Genomic DNA, 25,186 nt, shown 5'->3' on the forward strand with positions numbered 1-25,186 from the left:
GGCGATGAACGAAGATTTTTCCGTCGAGTTGCGTTTGCCCAAGGGGTGCCCGAATTGCGGCAGTCACAAGGTGACGGTTTCCCAAGCACAACAACCCGACGATATCGTGTTCTGCAGCTCGTGCAATACCGAGATCTGCGATTACCAGACCGCCAAGAAGATGCTCGACGAGATGCCGCGCAGCGAGAATGAGCAGCTCATCGAGGACGTGGTCAACAACCGCAAACCGTCCTCTACCGAGGAGTAACTCCACCCTCAGGCTGACGATGCCTTGCACCTTTGCTTCCGCATGACACCAGCGCCCCGGCCTTGTGGTCGGGGCGCGCTACGTCGAGAGGGTTGAAAGGGACTTTACGTCAGCGAAGCGTTGTCAGAGCAGTTCCTCGGCGGCGAGGGCGAGGCGTGAGCGTTCGACGCTTTTCAGCGTCACGTGGCCGGCATGCGGCCAGTCGCGGAAGCGTTCCACGGCGTAGGCCATGCCGCAGGTGTTGGCGGTGAGATAGGGTGTGTCGATCTGCCCGACGTTGCCCAGCAGTACCAACTTGGTATTGCGCCCCGCCCGTGTGATCAGTGCCTTGAGTTGCTTGGGCGTGAAATTCTGTGCCTCGTCGATGATCAGGAAAGTATCGCTCAAGGTGCGTCCGCGCATGAAGCTCGGTGAGCGGATTTGAACGCGGGAGCCGATCAACTGGCGGGTGGCGCCGTCGCTCCAGCTTGAGCTGCCGTGTTGTTCGTCACGTAGCAGGTTGTCCATGTTGTCGTGGAAGGCCCCCATCCAGGGCGACATCTTTTCTTCTTCGGTGCCGGGGAGGAAGCCGATGTTCTCGCCCATGGGAATCGGTGCGCGGGTGAAGACGATACGCTCGAAGCGTTTGGTGTCGAGGGTTTGCTGGAAGGCCGCTGCCAGTGTCATGTAGGTCTTGCCGGTCCCGGCGTTGCCGGCGATGGTGACCAGGTCGATTTCGGGGTCCATCAGCAGGTTGAGGGTGAAGTTCTGGCGGCTGTCGTGGGCGTGCACGCCCCACACGCCGTCGTGATGGCGGTAGTTGGTCAGCAGTTGCAGCGTGGCGCGGTGCGGCGCTAGCGAGCGTACGATGGCCTCGAAATCGGCGCCATTATCGCTGTCCGAGACCAACATGCCGACGTGCCAGTCCTTGGGTAGCTCGCCGGCGAGGTGGTAGAAGGTGCCGTCTTCCGTGCGCTCGACATCGACCTCGACGTCAAGCCGGTCCCACAGTCCTCGGCCTTCCTCACCAGCCTCGGCATAGACCTTGGCGCCTTCGATCATGGCATCGAGGTCGTCGAAGGCACGGTCGTTGAGGTAATCCTCCACCGGAACGTTCAGCGCCGCCGCCTTGACGCGCAGGTTGATGTCCTTGGTGACCAGGATCACCGACGCGTCGGGACGCTCGTCACGTAGCCGGCAGGTCTCGGCAAGCAGGCGGTTATCGGGGGAATCGACCAACGGGTCGAGCGTCTTGAGGTCGGTGTAACACAGAAAACGCAGGCGGCCGCTGGGGCCGTGACTTACGGGTAGCGGAATGCCCTCTTGAATCTGCTCAGGGGTAAAACGGGAGGTCAGGTCGGACAAGGTACGGCTGATTTGCCGCGCGGTCTGGGCGATTTCACGAATCCCATTCTTGTGCTTGTCGAGTTCCTCCAGCACGGTCATGGGAATGACGACATCGTGTTCCTCGAAGTGGTATAGCGCTGCGGGATCGTGGATCAGGACGTTGGTATCCAGCACATAGAGCCGGGTCGCTTTCTTGTCGAGTCTCACCATCGGGGGAAGCACTCCTTGGTTAACGGCTTCTCCGACCCTGGCAGGATGATGTTGCGCCCATGTGGCGCCCGACTCACCCTGGCAGCGTCGCCTGCTAAACAGTCCGGTCAAGGTGGGGTGTCGGGCATTCTCCTTTCGCATGTCACATGACTTAAGCATGGCCGAGCGACCAAAAATTGCAATTTTTGGTCGCTGTTAGTTTTCTTGCGAAACCTGATAACACTGCAGCCGATTCTATTTATTTCGCGGATCGGCGACATATTGCCGCCAGGCATGTTCTTCACGGAAACCGAGCACGTCGTGGATCTTGCGGTTCGAGTACAGCGCCTCGTGTTCGCCCAGTTCGCGGTGCACGGGCACCTCGGGATAGAAGCGTTCGATGATCTCCCGCGTGGTTAGATTGACGGAGTTATCGTCGTTGCCGGCGTTGAATATCTGATAGCCGAGGCCGTCGGTTGCCAGGCAACGATCGACGATCTGGCCGAGATCACGGGCATCGATGTAGCAGAAGATATTGCGCCGCCGCAGCGCCGGGTCGGCAAAGTAAGCGGGGAAGTTCGCCGCGTATTCGTGGGGCTCGATGACGTTGCCGATCCGCAGCCCGTAGATGTCGAAGCCCGAGCGCTTCTGAAACGCCTGTGCGGTGCGTTCGTTGACGACCTTGGACATGCCGTAGCTGTCCATCGGCTCGGTCGGGTGCTCCTCGTCCACCGGTAACGCCTGCGGCTGGACGACACCGTCCGCAAAACAGATGCCATAGGTGGTCTCGGACGAGGCGAAAACGATCTTGCGAATGCCCAGCTTTACCGCGGCTTCAATGACGTTATAGGTGCCCATCGTATTGACACGGAACGTCTCGTTGTCCGGCTTGATGAGAATGCGTGGTATCGCAGCGAAATGCACGACGGCATCGAAGTGCGGCACACCGGTGCCTGGCTCGAGTTCGTCGAAGTCGGCATAGCTGCTCAACGCGTTGAACATCTGGCCGCTGTCGGTGACGTCGGCGATGATGTTATCGACACCGGGATAGTCCAATGGCGTCAGGTCGACGTTGACGACCCGGTGCCCACGTTCCAGCAGATAGGGCACGACATGTCGGCCTGCCTTGCCGCTACCGCCGGTAAACAGAATACGTTGGGTCATATCGCTCCTCCTCGAGATCGGATCAATATGCACTGTACTGCATGGCAGGTGGAAATTAGTAGGTGGGAATTAGTCGGTGGAGCGGCGCGTAAGGTATCGCGCCGCTTCAGATAGCGGAGGAATATGGTACGACTCAGGCAACCGACTAAACGAGGTCGCGCGGAATCTCCTCATCCCAGCTCTTGGCGAAGACTCGGCTGTCGTTTTCGTAGGCATCCAGTGTGGCACGCAACCGAAAGCTTTCCGCAGTGGAGGTCATCAAGGTGCGGGTCACGCTGCGCACCATCCAATCACCACGTCGGAAACAACGCTCCCACTGCGTCCAACCGCTGATGCTGTCGTAGTTGCCGTAGGCGTAGGTGTAGCGTTCGGTGATGCGCACCGAGAGTTCAAGATCGATATCGTCGAGTCGGAAGGTGCCCTCGTCGTTGATGACTTCGAGTGTGGTCTGGTCGTTGGCGAGATCGCGTATCACGCGCCACGTTTCCTGACTGGGCTGTATCAGCGTCTTGGCGAGCGGCGGGGCGGCCTCGGGTGGCGCAAATTCGGGCAACGCCGCTTCTTCTTGGGGCTGAGGCGAACGACACGGCAATAGCAATCGGCTGCCGGCGGGATGAATCGTCAGCTTGACCGGGGCCGGCGCAGGCCAGGCCAGCGGCCAGTAACTGCTCGAGATCGACAGCCGAATGGCGTTGCCTGCCGGGAACTGCTGGGCGATGTGCTTGAGCAGCACGCGCACGCGATAGCGCGTGCCCGGCTCGAGTGGCTGAGGATGCTCGTCGCTGTCACGGTGGGTCAGGTTGAGCAGGCCATAGGAAATCCGCGTGGCCTTGTCGTCCTCGGCGATGTCGCTGAGGCGTATGGCGACCATCGCCACCGGTTGGTCGGCCTCGATCTCGAGTTCGACCACGGGCTGCCCGCAGATCTCGATGTCCTGGTCGAGTCGCGCTGTCTGGAAGACCAGCGCGCCGCCGTCTTCGTCGCGTTGGTCGTGAGGCAGATCCGGCGGCGCGTTGTAGGAGCACCACTTGCCGGCGAAAAGCCCCACCGATAGCGGTGAGCGTATCGTCAGTGGCGTCTCGTCGTGGCCCTCGGCGAGAGTGGATGCCGTCGTCATCGGCAACAGGTCGTGGCCGCTGGTCAGGCCGAAGGGCTGCATGTCGATGCGTGGCGACGGCCAACTGGGTTCCGACACCCAGCGCCCCGGACGTGTCTCGTAGCGGGCCGAGGGCGGCACCGATTCCTGCATCCACACGCGCAGCATCGGCTCGTCCATGATCCCGGTGTCCTTGCCCTTGAGCCAGTGGTCCCACCAGCGTAGCGATTCCTGCAGAAAACCAATGGCGGGGCCCGGTACGCCGAGATGGGGATACTTGTGCGACCAGGGACCCACGAGGCCCTTGCGCGGCACGTCGAGTCCCGCCAGCAAGCGAAACACGGCATTGCAGTAGCCGTCGGCCCAGCCGCTGACGGCGTAGACGGGGCAGCGGATGCGCGAGAAGTCCTCGCACACCGAACCATGCTTCCAATAGGCGTCACGGCGTTGATGCTGAAGCCATTTGGCAAGCCACAGACCGCTTCCTTCGAGGCGTTCCTGCCACATCTCGCGCCAACGCTCGCCGACGAGCATTGGATCAGGCGGGCAGGTATTGGCATCGAACATGGTCGAGGCCCATGACAAGTTATCGCCGAGCAAACAGCCCCCCATATGGTGGACATCGTCGGCGTAGCGGTCATCGGTCGAGCACAGGGTGATGACCGCCTTGAGCTCGGGGGGTTGCAGTGCCGCGATCTGCAGGCCGTTGAAACCGCCCCAGGAAATGCCGATCATGCCGACATCGCCGGTACACCACGTTTGTTGCCCCAGCCACTTCAGAATTTCGATGCCATCATCGAGTTCCTGTTGCAGGTATTCATCACGCAGCACACCATCCGATTCACCACTGCCGCGAATATCGACGCGGATGCCGGCGTAGCCATGCCCGGCCCAATAAGCGTGCGACTGGGCATCGCGCATTGCCGTCAGGTCGCGTTTGCGGTAAGGCAGATACTCGAGTATCGCCGGCACGGGCTCGCGTTCGGCATCTAACGGGCGCCAGATACGCACGGCCAGCCGGCAACCATCTGCGAGCGTGATCCAGTCTTCCTCCTCGTGAATCTGGCGGGGAAAGTGGCGGACGATATGCATGCAGTGCTCCCGTGAATGAGGGTTAAGACGGTAAGAGCGCTAGCCGATGATCTCATCGAACTCGAAATGTAGCTGCTCGGCGAGCCGCGCGTAGTTTTCTTCCAGCGCGGTATCGTCGTCCGCACCCATCCATATATAGGCCAAGGCGTAACTGTAGCTATCCTGCTCGGGCAGGGAAGACAGTCGCGTGCCGATCTCGGCCTGCAGTGCGATCACGGTGCCGGGAAACGCTTTCTCCAAGGCATCTATTTCCTCTTCCGTGGGGACGCGGCTAACGGTGGCATCGACGAAGAACACCCGATAGAAGAATTTCGCCGCCACCTTGAACGTCCCTTCGCGATAGGGCATATCGGGCAGTTGGCCCAACGCCAGATCCACCGTTATCTGCTGGTGACTGACCCCGTCGACCTTCTCGAACAGATCGCAATGCGACTGGGCGACACGGGTATTGATCTCCAGAAGCCAGATACGGTCCTGTACCTCGTCCCAGAAATATTCGATGTTGAAGGCCGCATTGTCATAGCCGATGTGCTTCATTATCTGACGAGTGAGTTCCCGCATTTTTTCCTGAATATGATCAGGAAGACGCGACGGGTAGCGATAATAGAAGAAGCTCAATACCTGAGGATAACGAATCGAGTCGACGATGCCGTAAGGAACGACATCGCCCTGGAAGACATACCCTTCCACCGTGCATTGCCAGCCACCGATTATTTCTTCCGCCATGCAATGGCCACCATCGATAGCGCGTACTTCATCGGGTAGTTTGGCGTGGTCCAAAACGAAATTGAAAGGCTCTGAAATCGTTCCGATGTCTTCACAAAGTCGTGAGATGGCCTGTTCGAAATCTTCAGGACTTTCGATGCGAAATCCCAGCCGTGAGCCCGATGATTTGATCGGTTTGACGAAGAAGGGAAAGTAAAGACCCTCTTCGCCTATTTTATGAAGGGCATTAGGATCGAAAGGATCGAACGCTGTGAAACGCGGAATATAGTCGGCAATGACCTCGCGTTGGACACACCGGCTCCAATACTTGTGCTCGCATTTGAGCAGGCTTTCCAGGCTGGTGGAGCGCGTACCGAAACGCTCGCAGAGCAGGGGTAGCATGGTCGACACGGGAAAATCCATGTAGCCAACGATGGCGTCGATCGGGTCATGGAATTCATTCAGCTGCGATTCGGCCCGGGACAGCATGTCTTCGATGGGGAATATTTCCGTGTCGTAGACCTCCGATGGTTCTATCACACCATGGAATCGGTAGTGCTCGGCACCACGCAGATGTTCCAGGCGTTTCCGGTTGAGTGCATCCAACCCGACAACGAACACGTTCCTATCGCTCATAATCGCCTCCTGGCGCACGCTTGGCTGCTGGTGTCCTTTTAGCCGAAGCGCAATGGTTCGTACCGCTCTTGGTTGTCCTGCCCTTTTAGGCTGGGAATGGGAAGTGCCAATGTTTGAAGAATAGCGCGTTGTGGCGAACGCGCTGGACCAATATAGGTATAAACGGAAATCTCATTGTTTTACGGGAACAGAATGGTCCGGGCAGGAGGGTGGTCATTAATCTGGCGGGGATGAGGGAAGGCTGTTATAAGTGAAGAATCGGGTTCGATTGTCACGCGATACGACATTACCTGTAGAAGAGGTGATGGTTCAGCATTTCCTTAAGAGCGTCGCTAGGCGGCGAGAGGAATATGACGTCACGACCCCCTGCCGTATGCGGTCACATCGTAGCCATTGGCGGTGCCGAGGACAAAACCTCCGAGCTCGCCATTCTCAAGCGTGTCTTCGAGCTGGCGCCCGAGGACAGTCGCGAAGTGGCCGTTATTGCTACGGCGAGCAGTATTCCCGAGCAGCTGTTGCCCAGCTATGAAGCCGCCTTCAAGCGGTTGGGCGCGAGCCAGGTCCATGCGCTGGATATCCAGGATCGCCAGCAAGCCGCCGATGCCGATAATGTGCGTTTGATCCAGCGCAGCGGGGTGATCTTCTTCACCGGGGGTGACCAGCTACGCCTGACGACTGTGTTGGGAGGCTCCGCCACGCTGCGTGCCATCCGTGAGCGTTTGCGGGCAGGCGCCGTGGTAGCAGGCACCAGTGCGGGCGCGGCGGCGATGCCCAGCACCATGATCTACAACGGCGCGGCGGCGGATGCCTTGCGCAAGGGTGCGGTGAACATGACCTTTGGGCTCGGCTTCGTGCGCGGCATGGTCATCGATAGCCATTTCCTCGAACGGGGGCGGTTCACCCGTCTCATGGAAGTCGGCGCCAGCAATCCTGAGCAACTGGGCATCGGCCTCGGCGAGGACGCTGCCGTCATCATTTATCCCAACCGGGTGCTCGAAACCATCGGGCCGGGGCACGTCATCATCATCGATAGCCGCGATCTGGCGAGTTCCAATATCGCGGAGCTGGAGATGGGCGAGCCGGTCGCCATCGAGAACATGGTTCTGCACGCTATGGTCAGTGGCCATGGCTACGATGTCGATGCACGGCGTTATCTGGTAGCCGATGAGCTCGAAACGGTATTGGCAGGGAGGCGCAATACATGAAGATTCTCGAACACCGCGCGCTGCGCGGACCGAACTATTACAGTCGTTATCCGGCGATCTTCATGCGCCTGGATATCGAGGAACTCGAAGCGCAGCCAAGCGACACTGTGCCCGGCATCGTCGAGCGTACCTCACGGCTTTTGCCGACCCTGTCGGAGCATCGCTGCTCAGTGGGGCGTCCCGGGGGCTTTCTGGAACGGCTGACGCGTGGTACCTGGGCCGGTCATGTCGTCGAGCATGTGGCCATCGAGTTGCAAAACCTGATCGGCTTCTCGGTGGGGTATGGCAAGACGGTCGATTCCTACGAGACGGGAATCTATAACGTCGTCTATCGCTACCGCGACGAGGCATGTGGCCTGGCGGCCGGGGTCGAGGCGGTGGAGATCGTCACCCGTCTGTTCGCCGGTGAAGATAGCGATATCGATGCGATCATCGCCCGCCTCAAGGATGTGCGTGACGCACACATGCTGGGGCCATCGACCGCTTCGATCGTGGCGGCCGCGCAGCGCCGTGGCATTCCCTATGCGCGTCTCGACGAAGACACCAGTTACGTACAACTAGGGCATGGCCATCGCCAGCAACACTTTCAGGCGACGGTGACCTGCCGCACGAACCTGATCGGCCATGGCATCGCCCATGACAAGGATTGGACCAAGCGAATTCTCGGCGAGGCGGGCATCCCCGTACCGCGCGGACACGTTTGTCATTCACGCGACGAGGCGCTCGAAACGGCGCATGAAATGGGTTACCCGGTCGTCGTCAAGCCGTTGATCGGCAACCACGGTCGCGGCGTCAGCACGGACATCGAGGATGACCAGGCCTTGGAAAACGCCTTTGCGGTCGCGTCCGGCCACAACGATGCGGTCATTATCGAGCAGTATATCCGCGGAGAAGATCACCGGCTGCTGGTGATCGACGGCAAGCTCGTGGCAGCGGCCAGGCGGCGTCCGGCCCATGTGGTCGGTGATGGCAAGAGTACGCTGCGGGCATTGATCGACAACGAGAACCGCGACCCGCGCCGAGGCATCGGCCATGAAAACCTGCTGACGCAGATCGATGTCGACGCACAGACGCTGCGGCTGCTGGCGCAGCAGAAGCTGACGCTGGACAGCGTCATCGCAGGCGACGAGATCGTCTATCTCAAGCCCACCGCGAATCTGAGTACCGGCGGCACGGCGACGGATGTGACGGAAGACGTGCATCCCGAGGTGACGTACACGGCAGAGCGCATCGCCCGTTTGGTGGGGCTCGACATCATCGGCATCGATCTGCTCGCCGAGACCCTCACGCGTCCGCTGGAGGAGCAATCGGCGGCGGTGGTCGAGGTCAACGCGGGGCCGGGGTTTCGCATGCACCTTTCCCCGACCCACGGCACCGGCCGCGATGTCGGCCAGCACGTGGTTGATATGCTGTTTCCGGATAGCGAGGATAACGGCCGCATTCCCATCGTCGCGGTTACCGGGACCAACGGCAAGACGACCACTGTACGCCTGATCTCGCATTTGCTACGTCAGGCAGGACGCAGTGTCGGCACGGCGTGCACTGGGGCCATCGAGATCGACAATCACGTCATCATGCGTGGTGACTACAGCGGCCCGCAGGCTGCCGCGACCGTCCTGCGCGAGCCCACCGTGGAGTATGCCGTGCTCGAAGTCGCGCGTGGCGGCATCATGCGCCGGGGCTTGGGTTTCGATGAATGTCAGGTCGGCGTGTTGTTGAATATTGCCAGCGATCATCTGGGTGAGAGCGACATTCATACCCTGGACGAACTGGCGCGCTGCAAGAGCGTGGTGATCGATGCGGTCGGCGAGTCGGGGACGGCGGTGCTCAATGCCGACGATCCGCGCGTGCTGGCGAGTGGCGAGTGGGCGCGTGGCGAAATCGTCTACTTCTCGATGGACGCCGACTCGCCGATCATACGCGAGCATGTGAGCGACCATGGCGTCGCCTTCACGGTGCATCACGGCCACATCGTGATGCTGCAAGGCCAGGTGGTGGCCGAGGTGCTTCCCGTGGCGAACGCGCCGATCACCTTCGACGGGTTCGCGCGCTTCAATATCGCCAACGCCCTGGCAGCGAGTGCCGCCGCTCATGCGCTGGGGCTCAGCATCGCCGATATCCAGCGGGGCTTGGAGACCTTCCACCCGACGCCGGGGCAGAACCCCGGGCGCACCAACCTGATCGATGCCGGCGGCGTGAAGGTGCTGATCGACTATGGGCATAACGTGCCGGCACTCGAGGCCTTGAGCGAACTGGTGCGCCGCATCCCGGCGCAGCGTCGCATCGGCGTGGCCAGTGCTCCGGGCAATCGACGCGACGAGGATTTGTTCGAGCTGGGCGTTCAACTTGCCAACATGCATGACATCGTCTTTCTCTGCGATACTGCCCCGCGCGGGCGCCCCGAGGGCGAGACCGTCGACTTGCTGCGTGCGGGCGCGGCGTCGGTGCCAGACGCATGTCGGGTCGAGATCGTCATGCAAGAAATCGATGCGGTTAACCGGGCGCTCGATGAGGCCGCCGAGGGTGATCTGCTGGTGTTGCTGGTGGATGATGTCGACGCCGTCACCGAGCGTTTGCGCGGGCAGCGTTTCGAGCCTCCGGTATCTGCTAATGGTGGCGAAGGAGCCCGCCCATGAGCTCAGATAAGACACGCCCTGCCGACACGCTGACCCTGCTGCGTGTCGGCGAAGCGTTTGCTCCCGAGCGATGCGAGGCGACGGATATCCTCATGGCCGGTGGGAAAATCGTGGCGCTGGGGCATGATCTTGACGTCCCCCGTGGCTGGCCCATCCGGGAAGTGGATGCGCGCCATCTGATCGCCGTGCCCGCCTTCATCGACCAGCATGTGCATGTCACCGGTGGGGGAGGTGAGGGTGGTTGCGGTACGCGCTGTCCGCCGATCAGCGCCCATGACATCGCGTCGATGGGCATCGGCACGGTCGTCGGGGTGTTGGGCACCGACAGCATCAGCCGCTCGCCGGCCGATTTGCTGGCTTCGGTGCGCGGCCTCGCGGTCGACGGGCTAGCGGCCTACATGTACACCGGTGCGTATCGCGTGCCGCCGCCGACGCTTACCGGCGACATTCAGCGCGATCTGGCGTGGATCCCCGAGGTCATCGGAGTGGGGGAGATCGCCATCTCGGATCACCGCTCTAGCCAGCCGCGTCAGGACGAACTCGAGCGGTTGGTGAGCGAAGCGCGAGTCGGTGCCATGCTGGCCGGCAAACGGGGCATCTGCCATTTCCATCTTGGCGATGGCAAGCGCGGCTTGGCGCCTCTGCGCCGGTTGCTTGAAGATACCGAGATTCCGCCTGACCAGATCATTCCGACCCATGTGAATCGCCGCCCTGAGCTGCTCAAGGAGGCGGCGGATTACGCACTGACGTTCGGTGCGAGCGTGGATGTCACCGCCTTCGAAGATGCCGGCGATGGGCTTTCCGCTTACGAGGCGGTGATCCGGCTACTCGAGCATGGCGTGCCCGCGGCACGCATTACGCTGAGCTCGGACTGCAATGGCAGCCTGCCGGAATTCGATGCCGATGGTACCTATGTGGGCATGCAGGTAGCGCGCAATACGGCGCTGATCGCGGATTGGCAGCGGCTCGTGCATGACGAGGTATTGCCACTCGAATCGGCGCTGGGGCTGCTGACCACTAACGTTGCCCGCGTGCTGGGCCTGCATGCTCACAAGGGACGCTTGGCGCTGGGCTTCGACGCCGATATCACCTTGCTCGATCGCGCCCTGCGTCCCCAGCGTACTTTCGTCGCGGGACGCTGCGTATACGGTGATATTGCTGAATAGGCATCGTCCGAAAAGTGCCTAGGTCATTGTCCTTCGTCATGCCCTGATCATGACGTCATCGCCTTCGAGCTTGACCTCCCAGGTACGTAGGTGGACGTTTTCGTCCTCTACGCACACGCCGTCAGCGAGGCGAAAGTGCTGCTTGTAGATCGGCGAGGCGATGACCGGTTCGCCTTTTATATCGCCGACGATACCGCGTGCGATGACGTTGGCATTGGAAAACGGGTCGTGGTTGTCCACGGCGTAGACTTCGGGCGTTTGGCCGGGGAGATACAGGAGCGCGACTTGCGTGTCGGTGCTGGCCAGCCAGGCGGCGACGCCGGAGCGGGCCACCAGATCGGCCCTTGAGCACAGCGTCTTCCAGGTCACGTCGCTTTTGAGGGCTGCTGCAGTGTTCATGGTGTTCTCCTTTTTTGTCTGATAGCTCATGCAGGCCTGAGCTGGCCGCGCTCCTCGGTCACGATAATGTCCGGGTCGGGGCTGTCATCATTGACGAAGGTGCGGAAGCGCTTGAGTTTTTCCGGATCGGACAGGGTGTTCGCCCATTCGCATTCGTAGGTGTCGATGACGTGCTGCATCTGGGCTTCGAGTTCGTCACCGAGGCCGAGGCTATCGTCGATCACCACCTCCTTGAGGTAGTCGAGTCCTCCTTCCAGGTTCTCGCGCCACACCGAGGTGCGCTGCAGGCGGTCGGCGGTGCGGATGTAGAACATCAAGAAGCGGTCGATGGTGCGAATCAGCTGGGCGTCGTCGAGGTCGGTGGCGAAGAGTTCGCCATGGCGCGGGCGCATGCCGCCGTTGCCGCAGACATAGAGGTTCCAGCCATGTTCGGTGGCGATCACGCCGACATCCTTGCTCTGCGCCTCGGCACATTCGCGCGTGCAACCCGAGACGGCGAACTTGAGTTTGTGCGGCGAGCGTAGCCCCTTGTAGCGCTCCTCGAGATAGATCGCCATGCCCACGCTGTCTTGCACGCCGTAACGGCACCAGGTGCTGCCCACGCAGGATTTCACCGTGCGCGTGGCCTTGCCGTAGGCATGACCAGTCTCGAAGCCGGCCTCGATCAGCTCGCCCCAGATATCCGGGAGCTGATGGAGTTGTGCGCCGAACAGGTCGACACGTTGACCACCGGTGATCTTGGTGTAGAGCCCGTACTTCTTGCCGACTTCGCCCAGTACGATCAGCTTCTCGGGGGTGACCTCGCCGCCGGGGATGCGTGGAACGACCGAGTAGGTGCCGTTCTTCTGCATGTTGGCCATGAAGGTGTCGTTGGTGTCCTGCAACGGCACGTGGGCGGCATCGGTAATCGGTTCGTTGAAGCAGGCGGCGAGTATCGAGGCCACGGCGGGTTTGCAGATATCGCAGCCGAGCTTCGGGGCTGATGAAGAGCCAAGCTGCGGGGCTGATGAAGCGCCCAGGCCATGACCGGATGACGTGCCGTGCTTCTCGATCAGCTCGCTGAAGGTCTTGATGCCTTCCACGCGGACGATGGAATAGAGCTCTTGGCGGGTGTGCGCGAAGTGCTCGCACAGCGATTGGTCGACCTCCACGCCGCGCGCTTCCAGTTCATGATCGACGACGCTCTTGAGCAGCGCCGCGCAACCGCCGCAGCCGGTGCTGGCCTTGGTCTCGCCCTTGACGCTGGCCAGATCCAGGGCGCCGGCGTCGAGCGTGGCGCAGATATCGCCCTTGGTGACGTTGTGGCACGAGCAGATCGTGGCCGTCTCGGGCAGCGCGTCCGGCCCCAGGGTGGGGGCGCCGTCACTGGAAGGCAGGATCAGTGAGGCTGGGTCCTCGGGGAGTTCGAGGCCGTTGGCATAGTACTGCATCAGGGTGTCGTAGCTGGCGTTGTCGCCGACCAGCATGGCGCCGAGGAGTTTCTTGGCGTCGCTGGACACCACCAGCTTGCGGTATTCCTGCTTGATCTCATCGAGGTAGCGGAAGGTGCGTGCGCCGGGCGTGCGTTCGCCATGGGCATCGCCGATGGCGCCGACATCCACGCCCAGCAGCTTGAGCTTGGTGCTCATGTCCGCACCGCTAAAGGTCACGTCGCCTTCGGTCAGCGTGGCGGCGGCGGCCTTGGCCATCTGATAGCCCGGCGCGACCAGTCCGAAGATGCTTTCCTGCCACAGGGCGACTTCGCCGACGGCGAGGATCGCTGGGTCGCTGGTCAGGCAGCGATCGTCGATGACGATGCCGCCGCGCTCGCCTATCTCCAGGGCGCAGTCACGCGCCAGTTGATCACGCGGCCGGATGCCGGCGGAGAACACGATGAGATCGGTTTCCAGCACTTTGTCGTCCTGGAAGACCATGCGGTGAAAGCTGGCCTCGCCGTCTTCGATGCGCTGTGTAGCGCGGCCGGTGAGTACTTGTACGCCCAGTGCTTCGATCTTCTCGCGCAGTAGCGCACCGCCCTCGGTATCGACCTGCATGGGCATCAGGCGCGGCGCGAATTCGACCACGGCCGTGTCCAGGTCCAGCCCACGCAGCGCGTTGGCGGCTTCCAGCCCCAGCAAGCCGCCGCCCACCACCACGCCGGTATTGGCATCGGTGGCGGCGTCGCGGATTGCGTCGAGGTCGTCCAGGGTGCGGTAGACCAGACACTTCTCACGCTCGTTGCCGGGAATCGGCGGCACGAAAGGATAGGAGCCGGTTGCCAGCACCAGCCGGTCATAGGGGTAGCGGGCGTGATCGGTCACCACTTCGGCGGCGTCGCGGTCGATGGCGGTCACGCTGTCGTGAAGGCGCAGTTCGATGCCGTGTTCGGCGTAGTAGTCGGCACTCGAGAGCGCCAGTGACTGCGCATCGCGGCCGCTGAAGTATTCGGAAAGGTGGACGCGGTCATAGGCCGGGTGGCGTTCCTCGCCGAACACGGTGATGGCGTATTGACGATGGGCGCCGAGCTCGACGAGTTGCTCGATCAGGTGATGGCCGACCATGCCGTTGCCGATGATAACCAGTTGTTGTTTGCTCATGGATAATAACTCCTATCCCAATGTCGGCGATGAAACGTGACGGCCCGGGGCAAGGCCATTGCGAAGGCGCTGTATGCTACGAATGACCTTCGCGCCGGCCAGCCCTCGGGCCGCATGAAAAATGTCTTGGGGAGCACTAGGCGGCCTCCTCGAGTAGCGGTTGCGCGTCGTGCTCGCCGAACAGCAGCGCCTGGCGGCAGGTGCTCAGGTCGCGCTGGGCGAGGGATTGTTGGAAGTACCATGGGCCGGCGGTGGTATCGCCGTAGAGCACGGCGCCTTCCAGACGGCCATTGCGCAGCAGCAGGCGGCGGTAGTCGCCGTGCTGCGGGTCGTGATAAGTGAGTACGTCGTGCTCGGGTGCGGGCGTGATGGGGCCGAAGGCGTACAGCGAGATCCCGCTAACCTTGAGCTTGGTGGCGCAGGGCCGTTCGCGGTAGGGCTCGGGGGTGTCGCCGCACAACCGTGCGGCGAGGACCTCGGCCTGGCGCCAGATGGGCTCGATCAGGCCGTAGGTGGTGCCCTCGAACTCGCAGCATTCGCCCAGCGCCGAGATGCGCGGATCATGGGTGCTCAGATAGGCGTTGACCTGGATGCCTCGCCCGGTCGCGAGGCCCAGGGTCTCGGCGAGGGCGATATGCGGGACGATGCCGATGGCCTCGACCACGCCATCGGCCGCCAGCGTGGTGCCGTCTTCAAGTGCCACGCCGGCCACATGGCGGCCCTCGGCATCTGCTTCGTAATGGGCGAGCCTTGCGCCGGTGATGACGTCGAGCCCGCGTGCGCGGAGTTCGTCGGCGAGCATATCGGCGGCGGTGACGTCGAGCTGGCGGTTCATCAGGTGCGGACTGCGATGCAATACACTCACCGTCATGCCGCGCTTGCGTAGTCCTTCGGCAGCCTCCAGGCCCAGCAGGCCGCCACCGAGTACCACGGCGCGGCCGCCGGTATCGGCCAGACGCGCCAGCCGCTCGCCGTCACGCAGGTCGCGAAAGGTGTGGATGCCGTCGAGGTCGTCGCCCGGCACGCCGGGGCGCGCCGCTTGCGAACCGGTGGCCAGCACCAGTCGGTCATAGCCGAGGCGGCGTTGCCGGTCGGTGGTCAGGGTGCGCGCTTGGCGATCGATGTCGGCGACGCGTTCGCCAGCGATCAGGGTCACGCCGTGCGTCGTGTACCAGTCACGTTCGCGCAGCGTCAGCGCCTCACGGTCCATCTCGCCGGCCAGCCATGGCGAGAGCAGGATGCGGTTATAGGCCGTCTCCGGTTCATCGCCGAGGATGGTGATGTGACGCGGCCGATGGGGATGCGCCAGCACGCGCTCGAGCAAGCGATGCCCGGCCATGCCGTTGCCGACGATCACTAGATGTTCGTCTGCGCTCATGCCCCTTGCCTCCCTGAAAATGTACAGCAGAAACGCAAAGGCGCCTGACACCCGATGGGGAAATCGGATGCCAGGCGCCTTTGCCTGAAGGTAATCGTGTTGTCATGAGCCGTGTGTTGGCTCCGGCGGCGCGAGATGGTGCATCTCAAGCCCAAGGGGTCGACGTTGACCCGCCTTGTCCTGATGTATGCCAGAGGTGTGCCAATCGCCCGCCAAGGCTTTCTTTTCAGACGCTTGGGTGATTTCGACAGGGTGTGCCGGTGGCGGTGCATGGTGAGACGTGCGCGCTGGCTGTGCGCATGGCGAGCAAATTGCACCAGGCTGGTGCCTTTCGATGTCGGGAGGGGAATGCAAGACAACCAAGTACCACTGCAAGTGGTTGTTTAAAAGGCATTAGAACAAAGGTGGCGCTGGATTTGCAGACGTGGCGTACGTCATTTTTTCGGCCACGGCGCGCCGAAAACGCCAACGGCGGCGAGACGCAATTCATCATTGGCGGGCGGCCTGCACGGTCGTCCTACCAGGCAAAGAGGCCTGATCCTGCTGCGGCGGGGTCGGGCCTCTTGCGTTTGCAGGCGGAGGGCGAGATAGCATGCAGCAGCACACGACCTGCCCCTATTGCGGCGTCGGTTGCGGCGTCACGGCAACCCTCGAGGACGGCGTCGTGACCGGCGTCGAAGGCGACCGGGAGCATCCCGCCAACTATGGGCGGCTGTGCGTGAAAGGCTCGGCGTTGCATGAAACGCTGGGCGATCACGGGCGTCTGCTTGCACCACGCGTGGATGGACGCGAGGTGAGTTGGGACGACGCGCTCGCGCAGGTGGCGAACCGCCTGGTGGCGGTGCGCGAACGTCACGGCGGTGAAGCGATTGCCGGCTATCTCTCCGGACAGTTGCTGACCGAGGACTATTACGCCGCCAACAAGCTGTTCAAGGGCTTTCTGGGCTCGCCGCATCTGGATACCAATTCACGGCTGTGCATGGCCTCGGCGGTGGCGGGGTACAAGCGAGCCTTCGGGGCCGATGCCGTACCGTGCAATTACGAGGACCTGGAAGAGGCCGAGCTGGTGGTGCTGGTGGGCTCCAACCTAGCGTGGAATCATCCGGTGATGTTCCAGCGTTTGCGCACCGCCAAGCAGCGCAACCCGTTATTGCGCGTGGTGGTCATCGATCCGCGCGTGACCGATACCTGTGAGGTCGCCGATCTCTATCTGCCGCTCAAGCCGGGCAGCGATGCGCGGCTCTTCAATGGCTTGCTGGCCTTCATGGCCGACAAGGACAAGCTGGATGCGGTCTATCTGGAACGCCACACCCAGGGGCTGGACGAGGCCTTGGCGGCGGCCCGGAACGAAGCGACGACGCTTGCCGCCATCGCCGACGATTGCGAATTGGATGCCGAGGCGCTGGAAACCTTCTACTACTGGTTCGCCTCGCAATTGCACGTGGTGACGCTGTATTCCCAGGGCGTCAATCAGTCCTCGAGCGGCACCGACAAGTGCAACGCCATCATCAATTGCCATCTGGCGGGCGGTAAGCTCGGCCTACCCGGTGCGGGGCCGTTTTCGATCACCGGCCAGCCCAATGCCATGGGCGGGCGCGAGGTGGGGGGCCTGGCGAACCAGCTCGCCGCGCATATGGATTACCACACCCCAGGGGCCCAGTCGCTGGTGACGGAATTCTGGCATGCGCCTCATCTACCGGACGGCCCGGGGCTCAAGGCCGTCGAGCTCTTCGAGGCCATCGAGCGTGACGAGATCCAGGCTTTGTGGATCATGGCCACCAATCCCGTGGTCAGCCTGCCGGATGCCGACCGTGCCAAGCGTGCCCTGGCGAAATGCCCGCTGGTGATCGTCTCCGAATGCATGGCGGATACCGACACTCTGGCGTATGCCGACATCGTGCTGCCGGCCAGTTCCTGGGCAGAGAAAGACGGCACCGTGACCAACTCCGAGCGGCGGATCTCGCGCCAGCGTGGCATGTTGCCGCCGCCCGGTGAGGCGCGCCACGACTGGTGGATCATCACCCAGGTCGCCAGATATCTGGGGTATGAGGAAGCGTTCGCTTACAGCCATCCCCGCGACATCTTCGTCGAGCACGCGCGACTTTCCGGCCACGCCAACCGGGCCGATGGTGTGCCGCGTGTGTTCGATATTTCCGCCCTGGCGGGGCTGGATCGCGCCGCCTACGATGCCCTGGCGCCAATTCAGTGGCCGGTGACCGAGGCCGCGCCAGACGGTACCGCGCGGCTGTTCGAGGACGGCTGCTTCGCCACACCGGATGGGCGCGCGCGACTGGTCGCGGTGACGCCGCATGCGCCGCGCCAGGCCGTCAGTGGCGCGCATCCGTTGCGCCTCAACAGCGGACGCGTGCGCGATCAGTGGCACACCATGACGCGCACCGGCCGTGCCCCACGCTTGCTCAATCATCGCGCCGAGCCCTACGTCGATCTGCATCCCGATGATGCCGAGGCCGCCGGCGTCGCGGATGGCGGCCTGGCACGGCTTTACAACGCCCACGGCGAAGCCCGGGTGCGGGCGCGCGTGGCGACGGCGCAGCGTCGGGGAGAGGCCTTCATGCCGATCCACTGGAACGCGCAGTTCAGCAATGCCGGGCGCGTGGGCACGCTCTTTGCCGCGCATACCGATCCCGTCTCCGGACAGCCCGAAACCAAGCATGGCGCCGTCGCGTTGGCACCGCTGGCCATCGCCAAGGAAGCGACGCTGCTGGTGGCGAACGATAGCGGCGCGTTGTCCGAGCGCGCATCGCTCGCTTATTGGGCGCGCATGCCGCTTGAGCATGCCGAGCGCTGGCAATTGGCCAGCGAGGCGGACGCCTCACCGCGTGACTGGCCGGCCTGGTGCGCCGAGCAGTTCGGGGTGGCGGCGACGCTCTGGAGCGAGGACGCCGCAAGCGGGCGGCTGCGCGCGGCAGGAGTTCGCGACGGGCGCCTGGTGTGGTGGCTGATGGTTGGCCCACCCAGCGAATTGCCGGGGTTGGCCTGGCTCGATGCCCGCTTCGGCGATATCGCGCTGGAAACCGAGCAGCGGCGTCGCGTGCTGGCAGGATGTGCCTCCGGCGAGGCCGACACGGGGCCGGTGGTGTGCAGTTGCCATCAGGTCGGTGCCACGGCGATCCGCGAGGCGATTCGCGGTGGCGATACCGATGTCGATGCGCTGGGCGCGCGCCTGGCCTGCGGGACCCAGTGCGGTTCCTGCATTCCCGAACTCAAGTCATTGCTCGAAGAGGAGGTGGCGCATGTTGGGACTGATGAAGCACTGGAAACGGCCTGATACATCCATCGCAAGCGTGAGCGCCTTGCTGGCGCGCTGGTGGCCCGGCACGCGGGAAGATCGCAGCGCGGCGCCGCCCACCCACACGTCGGCGGCGGGACGCGCCACGCGACCCGGCCATGTCTATCTGGTGGGGGCCGGAGCGGGTAGCGCGGATCTACTCACCTTGCGTGCCTGGCGTCTGCTCACGCAAGCCGATGCCATCGTCTACGACCGCCTGATCGGCGACGACATCCTGGGCATGATTCCACCCCGGCGCGAGCGTTATTACGTGGGCAAGGCGCGCGGGCATCACAGCGTGCCGCAAGCCGAGATCGGTAGCTTGCTGGCGCGCTTGGCGCGCGAAGGCAAGTCGGTGGTGCGTCTCAAGGGCGGTGATCCGGGCATCTTCGGGCGCATGGGCGAAGAGCTTGCCGTGCTGGCCGAGGCGGGGCTGCCCACCGAGATCGTCCCCGGCATTACCGCCGCCTCCGCCACGGCCGCCAGCCTGGGGATGCCGCTCACCGACCGCGCCCATGCCCAGCAGCTACGGCTGGTCACCGCCCAGCATTGCCGCGCCGGTGGTGAGCCGGACTGGTCCGCGCTGGCGCGCCGCGACGAGACGCTGGTGTTCTATATGGGGCTCTCGAAGGTCACCGAGATCTGCCAGGGGCTACGCGACGCCGGCATGCCCGACGACTGGCCGATCATGCTCGCCGCCAATGCCTCGTTGCCCGACCAGCAAACCCTGATCGGCACGCTCGGCGACATGCCCGACAAGCTCGCCGCCACGCCGCTCCCATCGCCATGCTTGATCGTCGTGGGCAGCGTGGTGCAGATGGCCAGAGAGATGTCGAAAGAAGCGCGTGTCGCAGGGGAAGTGTGAGGGGCATTGTGCTGTATCGCTTTTAAAGCCTGTACAGCCAGTACTGCGGGCGTCGTCGATCATGAGCAAATGCCAGGACCTGAAACCCTTCCGGTGTGTCGCGATAAACGATGGACAGTGGAAACCGGTGCAGAGGCGCTCGACGAATATTTGGCTCGTGAGCGATTTGCCAGCCTGTCGGTGATGCATCAATCAGGTTGGCGAGAGCCTCGAACTCCTCTATCAAAGAGGACCCTAAGCCGGGAATTTTCGACTCGTAATAAGCTACGGACTCTAACAGTTCAGCTTCTGCTGCTGGATGGAATGAATAATTCATCGGGTCAGGGCGCGGGCTTTCCTCATGACGTCATCACTGGATACTGCCTGAACCGAGCCATTATCCAGCTCATCAGCTCTATGTTGGGCTTCGAGCAGCCAGTCTGATCGAAGCTCCTCTTCCGAAGGGGACTCCAGACTCAGGACCAGACGTTGAATCAGCCGCGCTCTTTCCTGTTTGGGCAAATGGAGCGCTTCGTCCTCGATTTTCTGGAAATCCATGGGACACCCCCTGTCTGTTGCGTATTCTGGAATTTTGGCACGGAGGCGCGACAAGTGCCATGCCATTAGTTTAAGCGTCTAACCGTTTTCGTGCCGAAATCGTTCGGCCTCGGCGATGAGCCAGTCGATGAAGTGCTGGATGGCGGGTGGGGCTTGGCCGGTGGCGGGGAGGATCAGGTCGTAGGTGAACGGCGAGTCGATCACGTGGCGCTCGCCGAAAGGACGTACCAGCACGCCGCTGGCAAGACGGTCGGCGACGACGGCCGGGCTGGCGAGTATCACGCCGCGTCCGGCGATCGCTTGGTCGAGGGCCAGGCCGTAGAGGGAGTAGCGTTGCTGAATCGGCAGTGTCTTGCCCGGTAGCCCGGCGGCGTCGAACCAATCTCGCCAGCCGGGGAAGTCGACGTTCTGCCGCGATTGCCAGACTACCTCGAGCAATGGGTGGGCGAGCAGGTCGGCGGGCGTGTCGATAGGTGAGCGCTCCAACAGGGCGGGGGAGCAGACGGGGAACAGCGAGTCCTCGAGGAGCCGTATGCTTCTGACGCCGGGCCAGGGACCGCGCCCGTAGCGCAGGGCGAGTCGTGCGCTGTCGCCTTGCCATATCGGGTCGCTCAGGTTCTGGTCCGCGTCCAGAGATATCTCGATATGGCTTTCCAGTGCCTCGAATGCCGCCAAGCGTGGGAGTAGCCAGAATTGGGTGAACGATGGTGGAGCGCTGAGGGTCAGCGTGGTGGCCGCATGGGCATGTTCATGCACGGCTTGTACGCCGTTGGCGATGCGCGCCAGGCCGGCATCGACATCTTCGGCCAGCAGATGGCCGGCCTCGCTGATGCGCACACCGTTGGCATGACGCTCGAACAGCGCTACGCCCAATCGGTCTTCGAGCTGCTTGACTTGACGGCTGACCGCGCCGGGCGTGACGCCGAGGCGCTTGGCCGCCGTCTTGAAGCTACCGGCGCGCGCAGCCTCCGAGAAGGCGCGTAGCGCGTTGAGGGGCAGTCGTTCGATCTTCATGAGTTGAGTTTTCCTGAGCCTGAGGGGGCAGATTAATCGTTTGGATCGCCGCGCGGCAAATGCTCCACTGAGTCGTGATTCAAGAAGGGATGCGATCATGACGAAATCTTCCTCAGGTACTGTGACGTCTCGTGCCCGCATGACATCGACTCACGCGCGGCGCGGTCTCGACATACCCGCTGGCGTGGCGATGACCGGTTTTTGTGTGGCGTTGGGACTGCAGCAAGTAGCCATCAAGGCCGTGGCCGGGGATATCCCGCCGCTGGCTCAGATCGTCGTGCGATCGTTGTTGGCGGGAATATTGGTGCTCGGTATTGCGCGCTGGCGGGGTATTCAGCTGGCGGATTTCCGTGCGCGCCTGGGCGCGGGCGTGCTGGTCGGCCTGGGCTTTGCAGGCGAGTTTGCCTTCGTCGCGTGGGGGCTCAATTACACCCTGGCATCGCATATGTCGGTCTTCCTCTATACGGCGCCGGTGTTCGCGGCATTGGGGCTGCATCTCTGGGTGCCGGGCGAGCAGTTGGTGCGCTCGCAATGGTGGGGGATCGGCATGGCGTTTCTGGGCATGCTCATCGCCATGGTGCCCTCGGCATCTCCCGATGGAGGCATCGGCGTGATACTGCTGGGTGATTTCCTGGGCTTGTTGGCCGGGGTTTCCTGGGCCGCGACCACGTTGGTGGTGCGTCGCTCTTCACTCTCCGAGGCGCCGCCGCTTCAGACGCTGACGTATCAGCTTTTGACCGCAGGCGTGCTGCTGTTGCCTATCACACTGTGGTTGGGCGATTGGAAAGACGTCACGATCAGCGGCATGGCGGTGGCCAGCTTGAGCTTCCAGACGCTGGTCATCTCGGTGGGGGCGCTGCTTCTGTGGTTTGCCTTGCTGCGCCGTTACTGGGCTTCGCAACTCGGCGTGTTCTCGTTCTTGTCACCGATCTTCGGGGTGCTGTTCGGGGCCGTGCTGCTCGACGAACCCTTGTCCTGGAATTTCGTGCTCGGCGGTGTGGCGATTCTGGTGGGTATCGTGCTGGTCAGTCGCAAGGCTTGATGCTTGGTGCTGTCTGGATCAGGTACTCCAACGCCTCAAGATAGCTTTCCAGTATCAGGTTGGGAGGCGCGCCCTTGCGGGTGATGGCGCTGTAGTGGGTGAGGTAATGCCAGCGCTCGGGGTTCAAGGCACGCATGCGGCCGTCGCGTACCCAGCGCTCGGCGTAGTGGGTCGGCAAGTAACCGATATAGCGGCCGGAGAGAATCAAGAAAGCGATGCCTTCGCGGTCGGTCGCCGAGGCGGCGGCCTTGAGCGGGGCGTGGCACGCCTTGATCTCCGGCGTTTGTGCGTAGGCGGGCACCACGGCGTCATGCGCAGCGAGTCGTTCCTCGTTTACGTCCTCGGCGTCGAAGAGCGGATGATCGACGGCGCAGTAGAGCCTCGAGGCTTCCTCATAGAGGGGCAGATACGCAAGCCCCGGCAACGTCTTGAGCGCGGGGATCACCCCGGTATGCAGGCGTCCATCCAGCACGCCCAGTTCGATGTCGCTGGGCGGCATCATGCGGATGTTGATGCGTACCTCGGGGCCACGCGCCTTGAGCGCGCTGAGCGCATCGGTGATATACATCTCGGGCATGGTCACCAGATTATCGGTGATGCCGATGCTGAGCTCGCCCTTGAGGCGGGCATGCAGGCCATTGACGCGTGTTCGGAATCCTTCCACGGCGCTCTGTAGCTGGAGGGTGGCAGCGTAGACCTCGGCGCCCTCGTCGGTGACGGAGAAGCCGCCGCGCCCTCGCTGGCAGAGTCGCAGGCCGAGCCGCGTCTCCAGGTCATTCATTGCCATGCTGATCGCCGCACGGCTGATGTTGAGTTCTACCTCAGCGGCGGAAAACCCACCGCACTCCACGACCTTGCGGTAAATCCTCAGCAGCCGGAGGTCGGCATCGCTGGGCTGGCCCATCAATGTCTCGCTGCGGGACGGCATGGCGGGATTCCTCTTCTCGATGACGGGTGCCTTCGAGGATAGCCCCGCCCGTGCATAAAGTTAACCAGTGACTTGCATGAGATTCAGTATTTATGGATTTAACTTATCGACGACCCCGCCTAGCTTTTCCGATAGAACAACTTATTACCGTCTAGCGGCAGGAGGAGAGATGTCGGATCGCGCGTTTCCACCTATGGCGGGCTTGAGCCCGGAACAGTTGGATGCCTACTGGATGCCGTATACCGGCAATCGTCAATTCAAGCGCGACCCGCGTCTCATCGTGGGCGCCAAAGGTAGTTACTTGACCGATGCCCAGGGGCGCCAAATCTTCGATGCGCTCTCGGGGCTATGGACGTGCGGTGCGGGGCACTGTCGTCCCGAGATCACCGAGGCGGTTAGCCGCCAGCTCGGGGAGCTGGATTACTCACCGGCCTTCCAGTACGGCCATCCCAAGGCCTTCGAACTGGCCCATCGCCTCCGGGAATTGACGCCTCAGGGGCTCGATCACGTGTTTTTCACCGGCTCCGGATCGGAGAGTGCGGATACCTCGCTGAAGATCGCGCGTGCCTACTGGCGCAAGAAGGGCAAACCGAGCAAGACTAAGCTGATCGGACGTGCCAAGGGCTATCACGGGGTCAACTTCGGTGGTTTCAGCCTGGGCGGCATCGGCGCCAATCGCACCTTGTTCGGTCAAGGTGTGGATGCCGATCACCTGCCGCATACACTGCTCAAGGAGAACACCTTCACCAAAGGTATGCCCGAGCAGGGTGCCGAGCGCGCCGATGAATTGCTGGAGCTGATCGCGCTGCATGACGCTTCCAACATCGCGGCGGTGATCGTCGAGCCGCTGGCCGGTTCCGCCGGAGTGATTCCGCCGCCCAAAGGCTATCTCAAGCGTTTGCGCGAGATCTGCGATGCGCATGAAATCTTGCTCATATTTGACGAGGTCATCACCGGCTTCGGTCGCATGGGGGCGATGACCGGCGCCGAGGAATTCGGCGTGGTGCCGGATATTCTCAATGTCGCCAAGCAGCTGACCAACGGCGCGGTGCCCATGGGGGCGGTGATCGTGCAAAGCGAGATCTACCGGACGTTCATGGAACAAGGCGGCCCCGACTATATGCTCGAGCTGCCCCATGGCTATACCTATTCGGGCCATCCAGTGGCCTGTGCCGCGGCGCTGGCCGCGCTGGATGTACTCGAGAACGACCGCCTGATCGAGCGGGTGCGGGAGATGAGCCCGGTCTTCGAAGAGGCGCTCCATGGTTTCAAGGGCACGCGCTACGTCAGCGACATCCGCAACTACGGCCTCGCCGGCGCCCTGCAGATCGAGCCGTATCCCGGCGAGCCGGGGCGGCGTCCCTTCGAGATCGCCATGAAGTGCTGGGAGAAGGGCTTCTACGTGCGCTACGGCGGCGACACCATTCAGCTTGGCCTGCCCTTCATCGTCGAGCGCGAAGAGATCGATCGCCTCGTCAATGTGCTGGGCGATGCCATCGGCGAGTTGGACTGAACGGAACAATATTAGTGGAAGACGCGGGGCACCGGGGACGGGGCGAAGAGGAGGTCTTTTGCCATGGATGGCAAAAGTAGCCCCCATGGAAGGGTTAACGGCGCCTCCTCGGAGACCCGTCGACGGGTCAGCCCCGAGCCACCCGCCAGTCACCTTATTGGGCTGAAGACTTCAACCTACAAC

General features: G+C 62.6%; 18 protein-coding genes. 8 read left to right on the forward strand and 10 right to left on the reverse strand.

The window, feature by feature from the left end; translation table 11 throughout:
• Nucleotides 1-4 precede the first annotated feature (4 nt).
• Nucleotides 5-247: a hypothetical protein gene (locus RVY79_RS10655; RefSeq protein ID WP_277811894.1), complete on the forward strand. Its 243-nt coding sequence runs from the start codon at nt 5-7 to the stop codon at nt 245-247.
• A gap of 123 nt (nt 248-370) precedes the next feature.
• On the opposite strand, the gene RVY79_RS10660 is transcribed toward RVY79_RS10655, so the two are convergent.
• From RVY79_RS10660 to RVY79_RS10675, 4 genes are all read right to left on the reverse strand, one after another.
• On the reverse strand, nt 371-1,783 hold the full coding sequence (locus RVY79_RS10660; RefSeq protein WP_317464113.1) for a PhoH family protein: 1,413 nt from the start codon (nt 1,781-1,783) through the stop codon (nt 371-373).
• 234 nt (nt 1,784-2,017) lie between these two features.
• On the reverse strand, nt 2,018-2,926 hold the full coding sequence (locus RVY79_RS10665) for an NAD(P)-dependent oxidoreductase (protein WP_317464114.1): 909 nt from the start codon (nt 2,924-2,926) through the stop codon (nt 2,018-2,020).
• A 145-nt stretch (nt 2,927-3,071) separates the two neighbouring features.
• Complete coding sequence (locus RVY79_RS10670; RefSeq protein ID WP_317464115.1) at nt 3,072-5,114, reverse strand: CocE/NonD family hydrolase; 2,043 nt, start codon at nt 5,112-5,114, stop codon at nt 3,072-3,074.
• A 39-nt stretch (nt 5,115-5,153) separates the two neighbouring features.
• Nucleotides 5,154-6,455, reverse strand: coding sequence for an acetyl-CoA carboxylase biotin carboxylase subunit family protein (locus RVY79_RS10675; RefSeq protein WP_317464116.1), 1,302 nt, complete (start codon nt 6,453-6,455; stop codon nt 5,154-5,156).
• Between the two features lie 350 nt (nt 6,456-6,805).
• On the opposite strand from RVY79_RS10675, the gene RVY79_RS10680 reads away from it, so the two are divergent.
• From RVY79_RS10680 to iadA, 3 genes are read left to right on the forward strand one after another with little or no spacing between them, the layout of a single operon-like run.
• Entirely contained in the window at nt 6,806-7,660 is an 855-nt protein-coding gene (locus RVY79_RS10680) for a cyanophycinase (protein ID WP_317464117.1), read from the forward strand.
• Complete coding sequence (cphA, locus tag RVY79_RS10685; RefSeq protein WP_317464118.1) at nt 7,657-10,296, forward strand: cyanophycin synthetase; 2,640 nt, start codon at nt 7,657-7,659, stop codon at nt 10,294-10,296. Before RVY79_RS10680 ends, cphA begins: the two co-directional genes overlap by 4 nt.
• On the forward strand, nt 10,293-11,462 hold the full coding sequence (gene iadA / locus RVY79_RS10690; RefSeq protein ID WP_317464119.1) for a beta-aspartyl-peptidase: 1,170 nt from the start codon (nt 10,293-10,295) through the stop codon (nt 11,460-11,462). The genes cphA and iadA overlap by 4 nt, the downstream gene beginning before the upstream one ends.
• A gap of 36 nt (nt 11,463-11,498) precedes the next feature.
• Here the strand turns inward: iadA and nirD are convergent, their stop codons facing one another.
• From nirD to RVY79_RS10705, 3 genes are all read right to left on the reverse strand, one after another.
• Nucleotides 11,499-11,861, reverse strand: a complete 363-nt coding sequence (gene nirD / locus RVY79_RS10695; protein ID WP_317464120.1) for a nitrite reductase small subunit NirD — start codon at nt 11,859-11,861, stop codon at nt 11,499-11,501.
• A 26-nt stretch (nt 11,862-11,887) separates the two neighbouring features.
• Complete coding sequence (nirB, locus tag RVY79_RS10700; protein WP_317464121.1) at nt 11,888-14,437, reverse strand: nitrite reductase large subunit NirB; 2,550 nt, start codon at nt 14,435-14,437, stop codon at nt 11,888-11,890.
• A 136-nt stretch (nt 14,438-14,573) separates the two neighbouring features.
• Nucleotides 14,574-15,815: an NAD(P)/FAD-dependent oxidoreductase gene (locus tag RVY79_RS10705; RefSeq protein ID WP_317464122.1), complete on the reverse strand. Its 1,242-nt coding sequence runs from the start codon at nt 15,813-15,815 to the stop codon at nt 14,574-14,576.
• 592 nt (nt 15,816-16,407) lie between these two features.
• Here RVY79_RS10705 and RVY79_RS10710 point away from each other — a divergent pair.
• Together RVY79_RS10710 and cobA are read left to right on the forward strand one after the other, a co-directional pair.
• The gene (locus RVY79_RS10710; RefSeq protein WP_317464123.1) at nt 16,408-19,104 is read left to right on the forward strand and encodes a nitrate reductase; all 2,697 of its coding nucleotides are present in this window, start codon (nt 16,408-16,410) and stop codon (nt 19,102-19,104) included.
• On the forward strand, nt 19,070-19,969 hold the full coding sequence (gene cobA, locus RVY79_RS10715) for a uroporphyrinogen-III C-methyltransferase (RefSeq protein WP_317464124.1): 900 nt from the start codon (nt 19,070-19,072) through the stop codon (nt 19,967-19,969). The genes RVY79_RS10710 and cobA overlap by 35 nt, the downstream gene beginning before the upstream one ends.
• Before the next feature lie 312 nt (nt 19,970-20,281).
• Here the strand turns inward: cobA and RVY79_RS10720 are convergent, their stop codons facing one another.
• On the reverse strand, nt 20,282-20,506 hold the full coding sequence (locus RVY79_RS10720; protein ID WP_317464125.1) for an addiction module protein: 225 nt from the start codon (nt 20,504-20,506) through the stop codon (nt 20,282-20,284).
• Nucleotides 20,507-20,584: 78 nt separating this feature from the next.
• Entirely contained in the window at nt 20,585-21,520 is a 936-nt protein-coding gene (locus RVY79_RS10725; protein WP_317464126.1) for a LysR substrate-binding domain-containing protein, read from the reverse strand.
• Nucleotides 21,521-21,659: 139 nt separating this feature from the next.
• Between RVY79_RS10725 and RVY79_RS10730 the strand changes: the two genes are divergently transcribed.
• Nucleotides 21,660-22,562, forward strand: a complete 903-nt coding sequence (locus RVY79_RS10730; protein WP_317464127.1) for a DMT family transporter — start codon at nt 21,660-21,662, stop codon at nt 22,560-22,562.
• On the opposite strand, the gene RVY79_RS10735 is transcribed toward RVY79_RS10730, so the two are convergent.
• Nucleotides 22,546-23,490: a LysR family transcriptional regulator gene (locus RVY79_RS10735; RefSeq protein ID WP_317464128.1), complete on the reverse strand. Its 945-nt coding sequence runs from the start codon at nt 23,488-23,490 to the stop codon at nt 22,546-22,548. The two genes, RVY79_RS10730 and RVY79_RS10735, sit on opposite strands and share 17 nt — an antisense overlap.
• A gap of 169 nt (nt 23,491-23,659) precedes the next feature.
• Between RVY79_RS10735 and RVY79_RS10740 the strand changes: the two genes are divergently transcribed.
• On the forward strand, nt 23,660-25,003 hold the full coding sequence (locus tag RVY79_RS10740; RefSeq protein WP_317464129.1) for an aspartate aminotransferase family protein: 1,344 nt from the start codon (nt 23,660-23,662) through the stop codon (nt 25,001-25,003).
• Nucleotides 25,004-25,186: the final 183 nt, after the last annotated feature.

The sequence above is a fragment of the Chromohalobacter sp. HP20-39 genome, assembly GCF_033052815.1.
Classification (GTDB): domain Bacteria; phylum Pseudomonadota; class Gammaproteobacteria; order Pseudomonadales; family Halomonadaceae; genus Chromohalobacter.

Bases quoted from the DNA above. Each gene is read 5' to 3' on its own strand.
- RVY79_RS10655 (WP_277811894.1), top strand. From the start codon at position 5: ATGAACGAAGATTTTTCCGTCGAGTTGCGTTTGCCCAAGGGGTGCCCG.
- RVY79_RS10660 (WP_317464113.1), bottom strand. From the start codon at position 1,783: ATGGTGAGACTCGACAAGAAAGCGACCCGGCTCTATGTGCTGGATACC.
- RVY79_RS10665 (WP_317464114.1), bottom strand. From the start codon at position 2,926: ATGACCCAACGTATTCTGTTTACCGGCGGTAGCGGCAAGGCAGGCCGA.
- RVY79_RS10670 (WP_317464115.1), bottom strand. From the start codon at position 5,114: ATGCATATCGTCCGCCACTTTCCCCGCCAGATTCACGAGGAGGAAGAC.
- RVY79_RS10675 (WP_317464116.1), bottom strand. From the start codon at position 6,455: ATGAGCGATAGGAACGTGTTCGTTGTCGGGTTGGATGCACTCAACCGG.
- RVY79_RS10680 (WP_317464117.1), top strand. From the start codon at position 6,806: ATGACGTCACGACCCCCTGCCGTATGCGGTCACATCGTAGCCATTGGC.
- cphA (WP_317464118.1), top strand. From the start codon at position 7,657: ATGAAGATTCTCGAACACCGCGCGCTGCGCGGACCGAACTATTACAGT.
- iadA (WP_317464119.1), top strand. From the start codon at position 10,293: ATGAGCTCAGATAAGACACGCCCTGCCGACACGCTGACCCTGCTGCGT.
- nirD (WP_317464120.1), bottom strand. From the start codon at position 11,861: ATGAACACTGCAGCAGCCCTCAAAAGCGACGTGACCTGGAAGACGCTG.
- nirB (WP_317464121.1), bottom strand. From the start codon at position 14,437: ATGAGCAAACAACAACTGGTTATCATCGGCAACGGCATGGTCGGCCAT.
- RVY79_RS10705 (WP_317464122.1), bottom strand. From the start codon at position 15,815: ATGAGCGCAGACGAACATCTAGTGATCGTCGGCAACGGCATGGCCGGG.
- RVY79_RS10710 (WP_317464123.1), top strand. From the start codon at position 16,408: ATGCAGCAGCACACGACCTGCCCCTATTGCGGCGTCGGTTGCGGCGTC.
- cobA (WP_317464124.1), top strand. From the start codon at position 19,070: ATGTTGGGACTGATGAAGCACTGGAAACGGCCTGATACATCCATCGCA.
- RVY79_RS10720 (WP_317464125.1), bottom strand. From the start codon at position 20,506: ATGGATTTCCAGAAAATCGAGGACGAAGCGCTCCATTTGCCCAAACAG.
- RVY79_RS10725 (WP_317464126.1), bottom strand. From the start codon at position 21,520: ATGAAGATCGAACGACTGCCCCTCAACGCGCTACGCGCCTTCTCGGAG.
- RVY79_RS10730 (WP_317464127.1), top strand. From the start codon at position 21,660: ATGACATCGACTCACGCGCGGCGCGGTCTCGACATACCCGCTGGCGTG.
- RVY79_RS10735 (WP_317464128.1), bottom strand. From the start codon at position 23,490: ATGCCGTCCCGCAGCGAGACATTGATGGGCCAGCCCAGCGATGCCGAC.
- RVY79_RS10740 (WP_317464129.1), top strand. From the start codon at position 23,660: ATGTCGGATCGCGCGTTTCCACCTATGGCGGGCTTGAGCCCGGAACAG.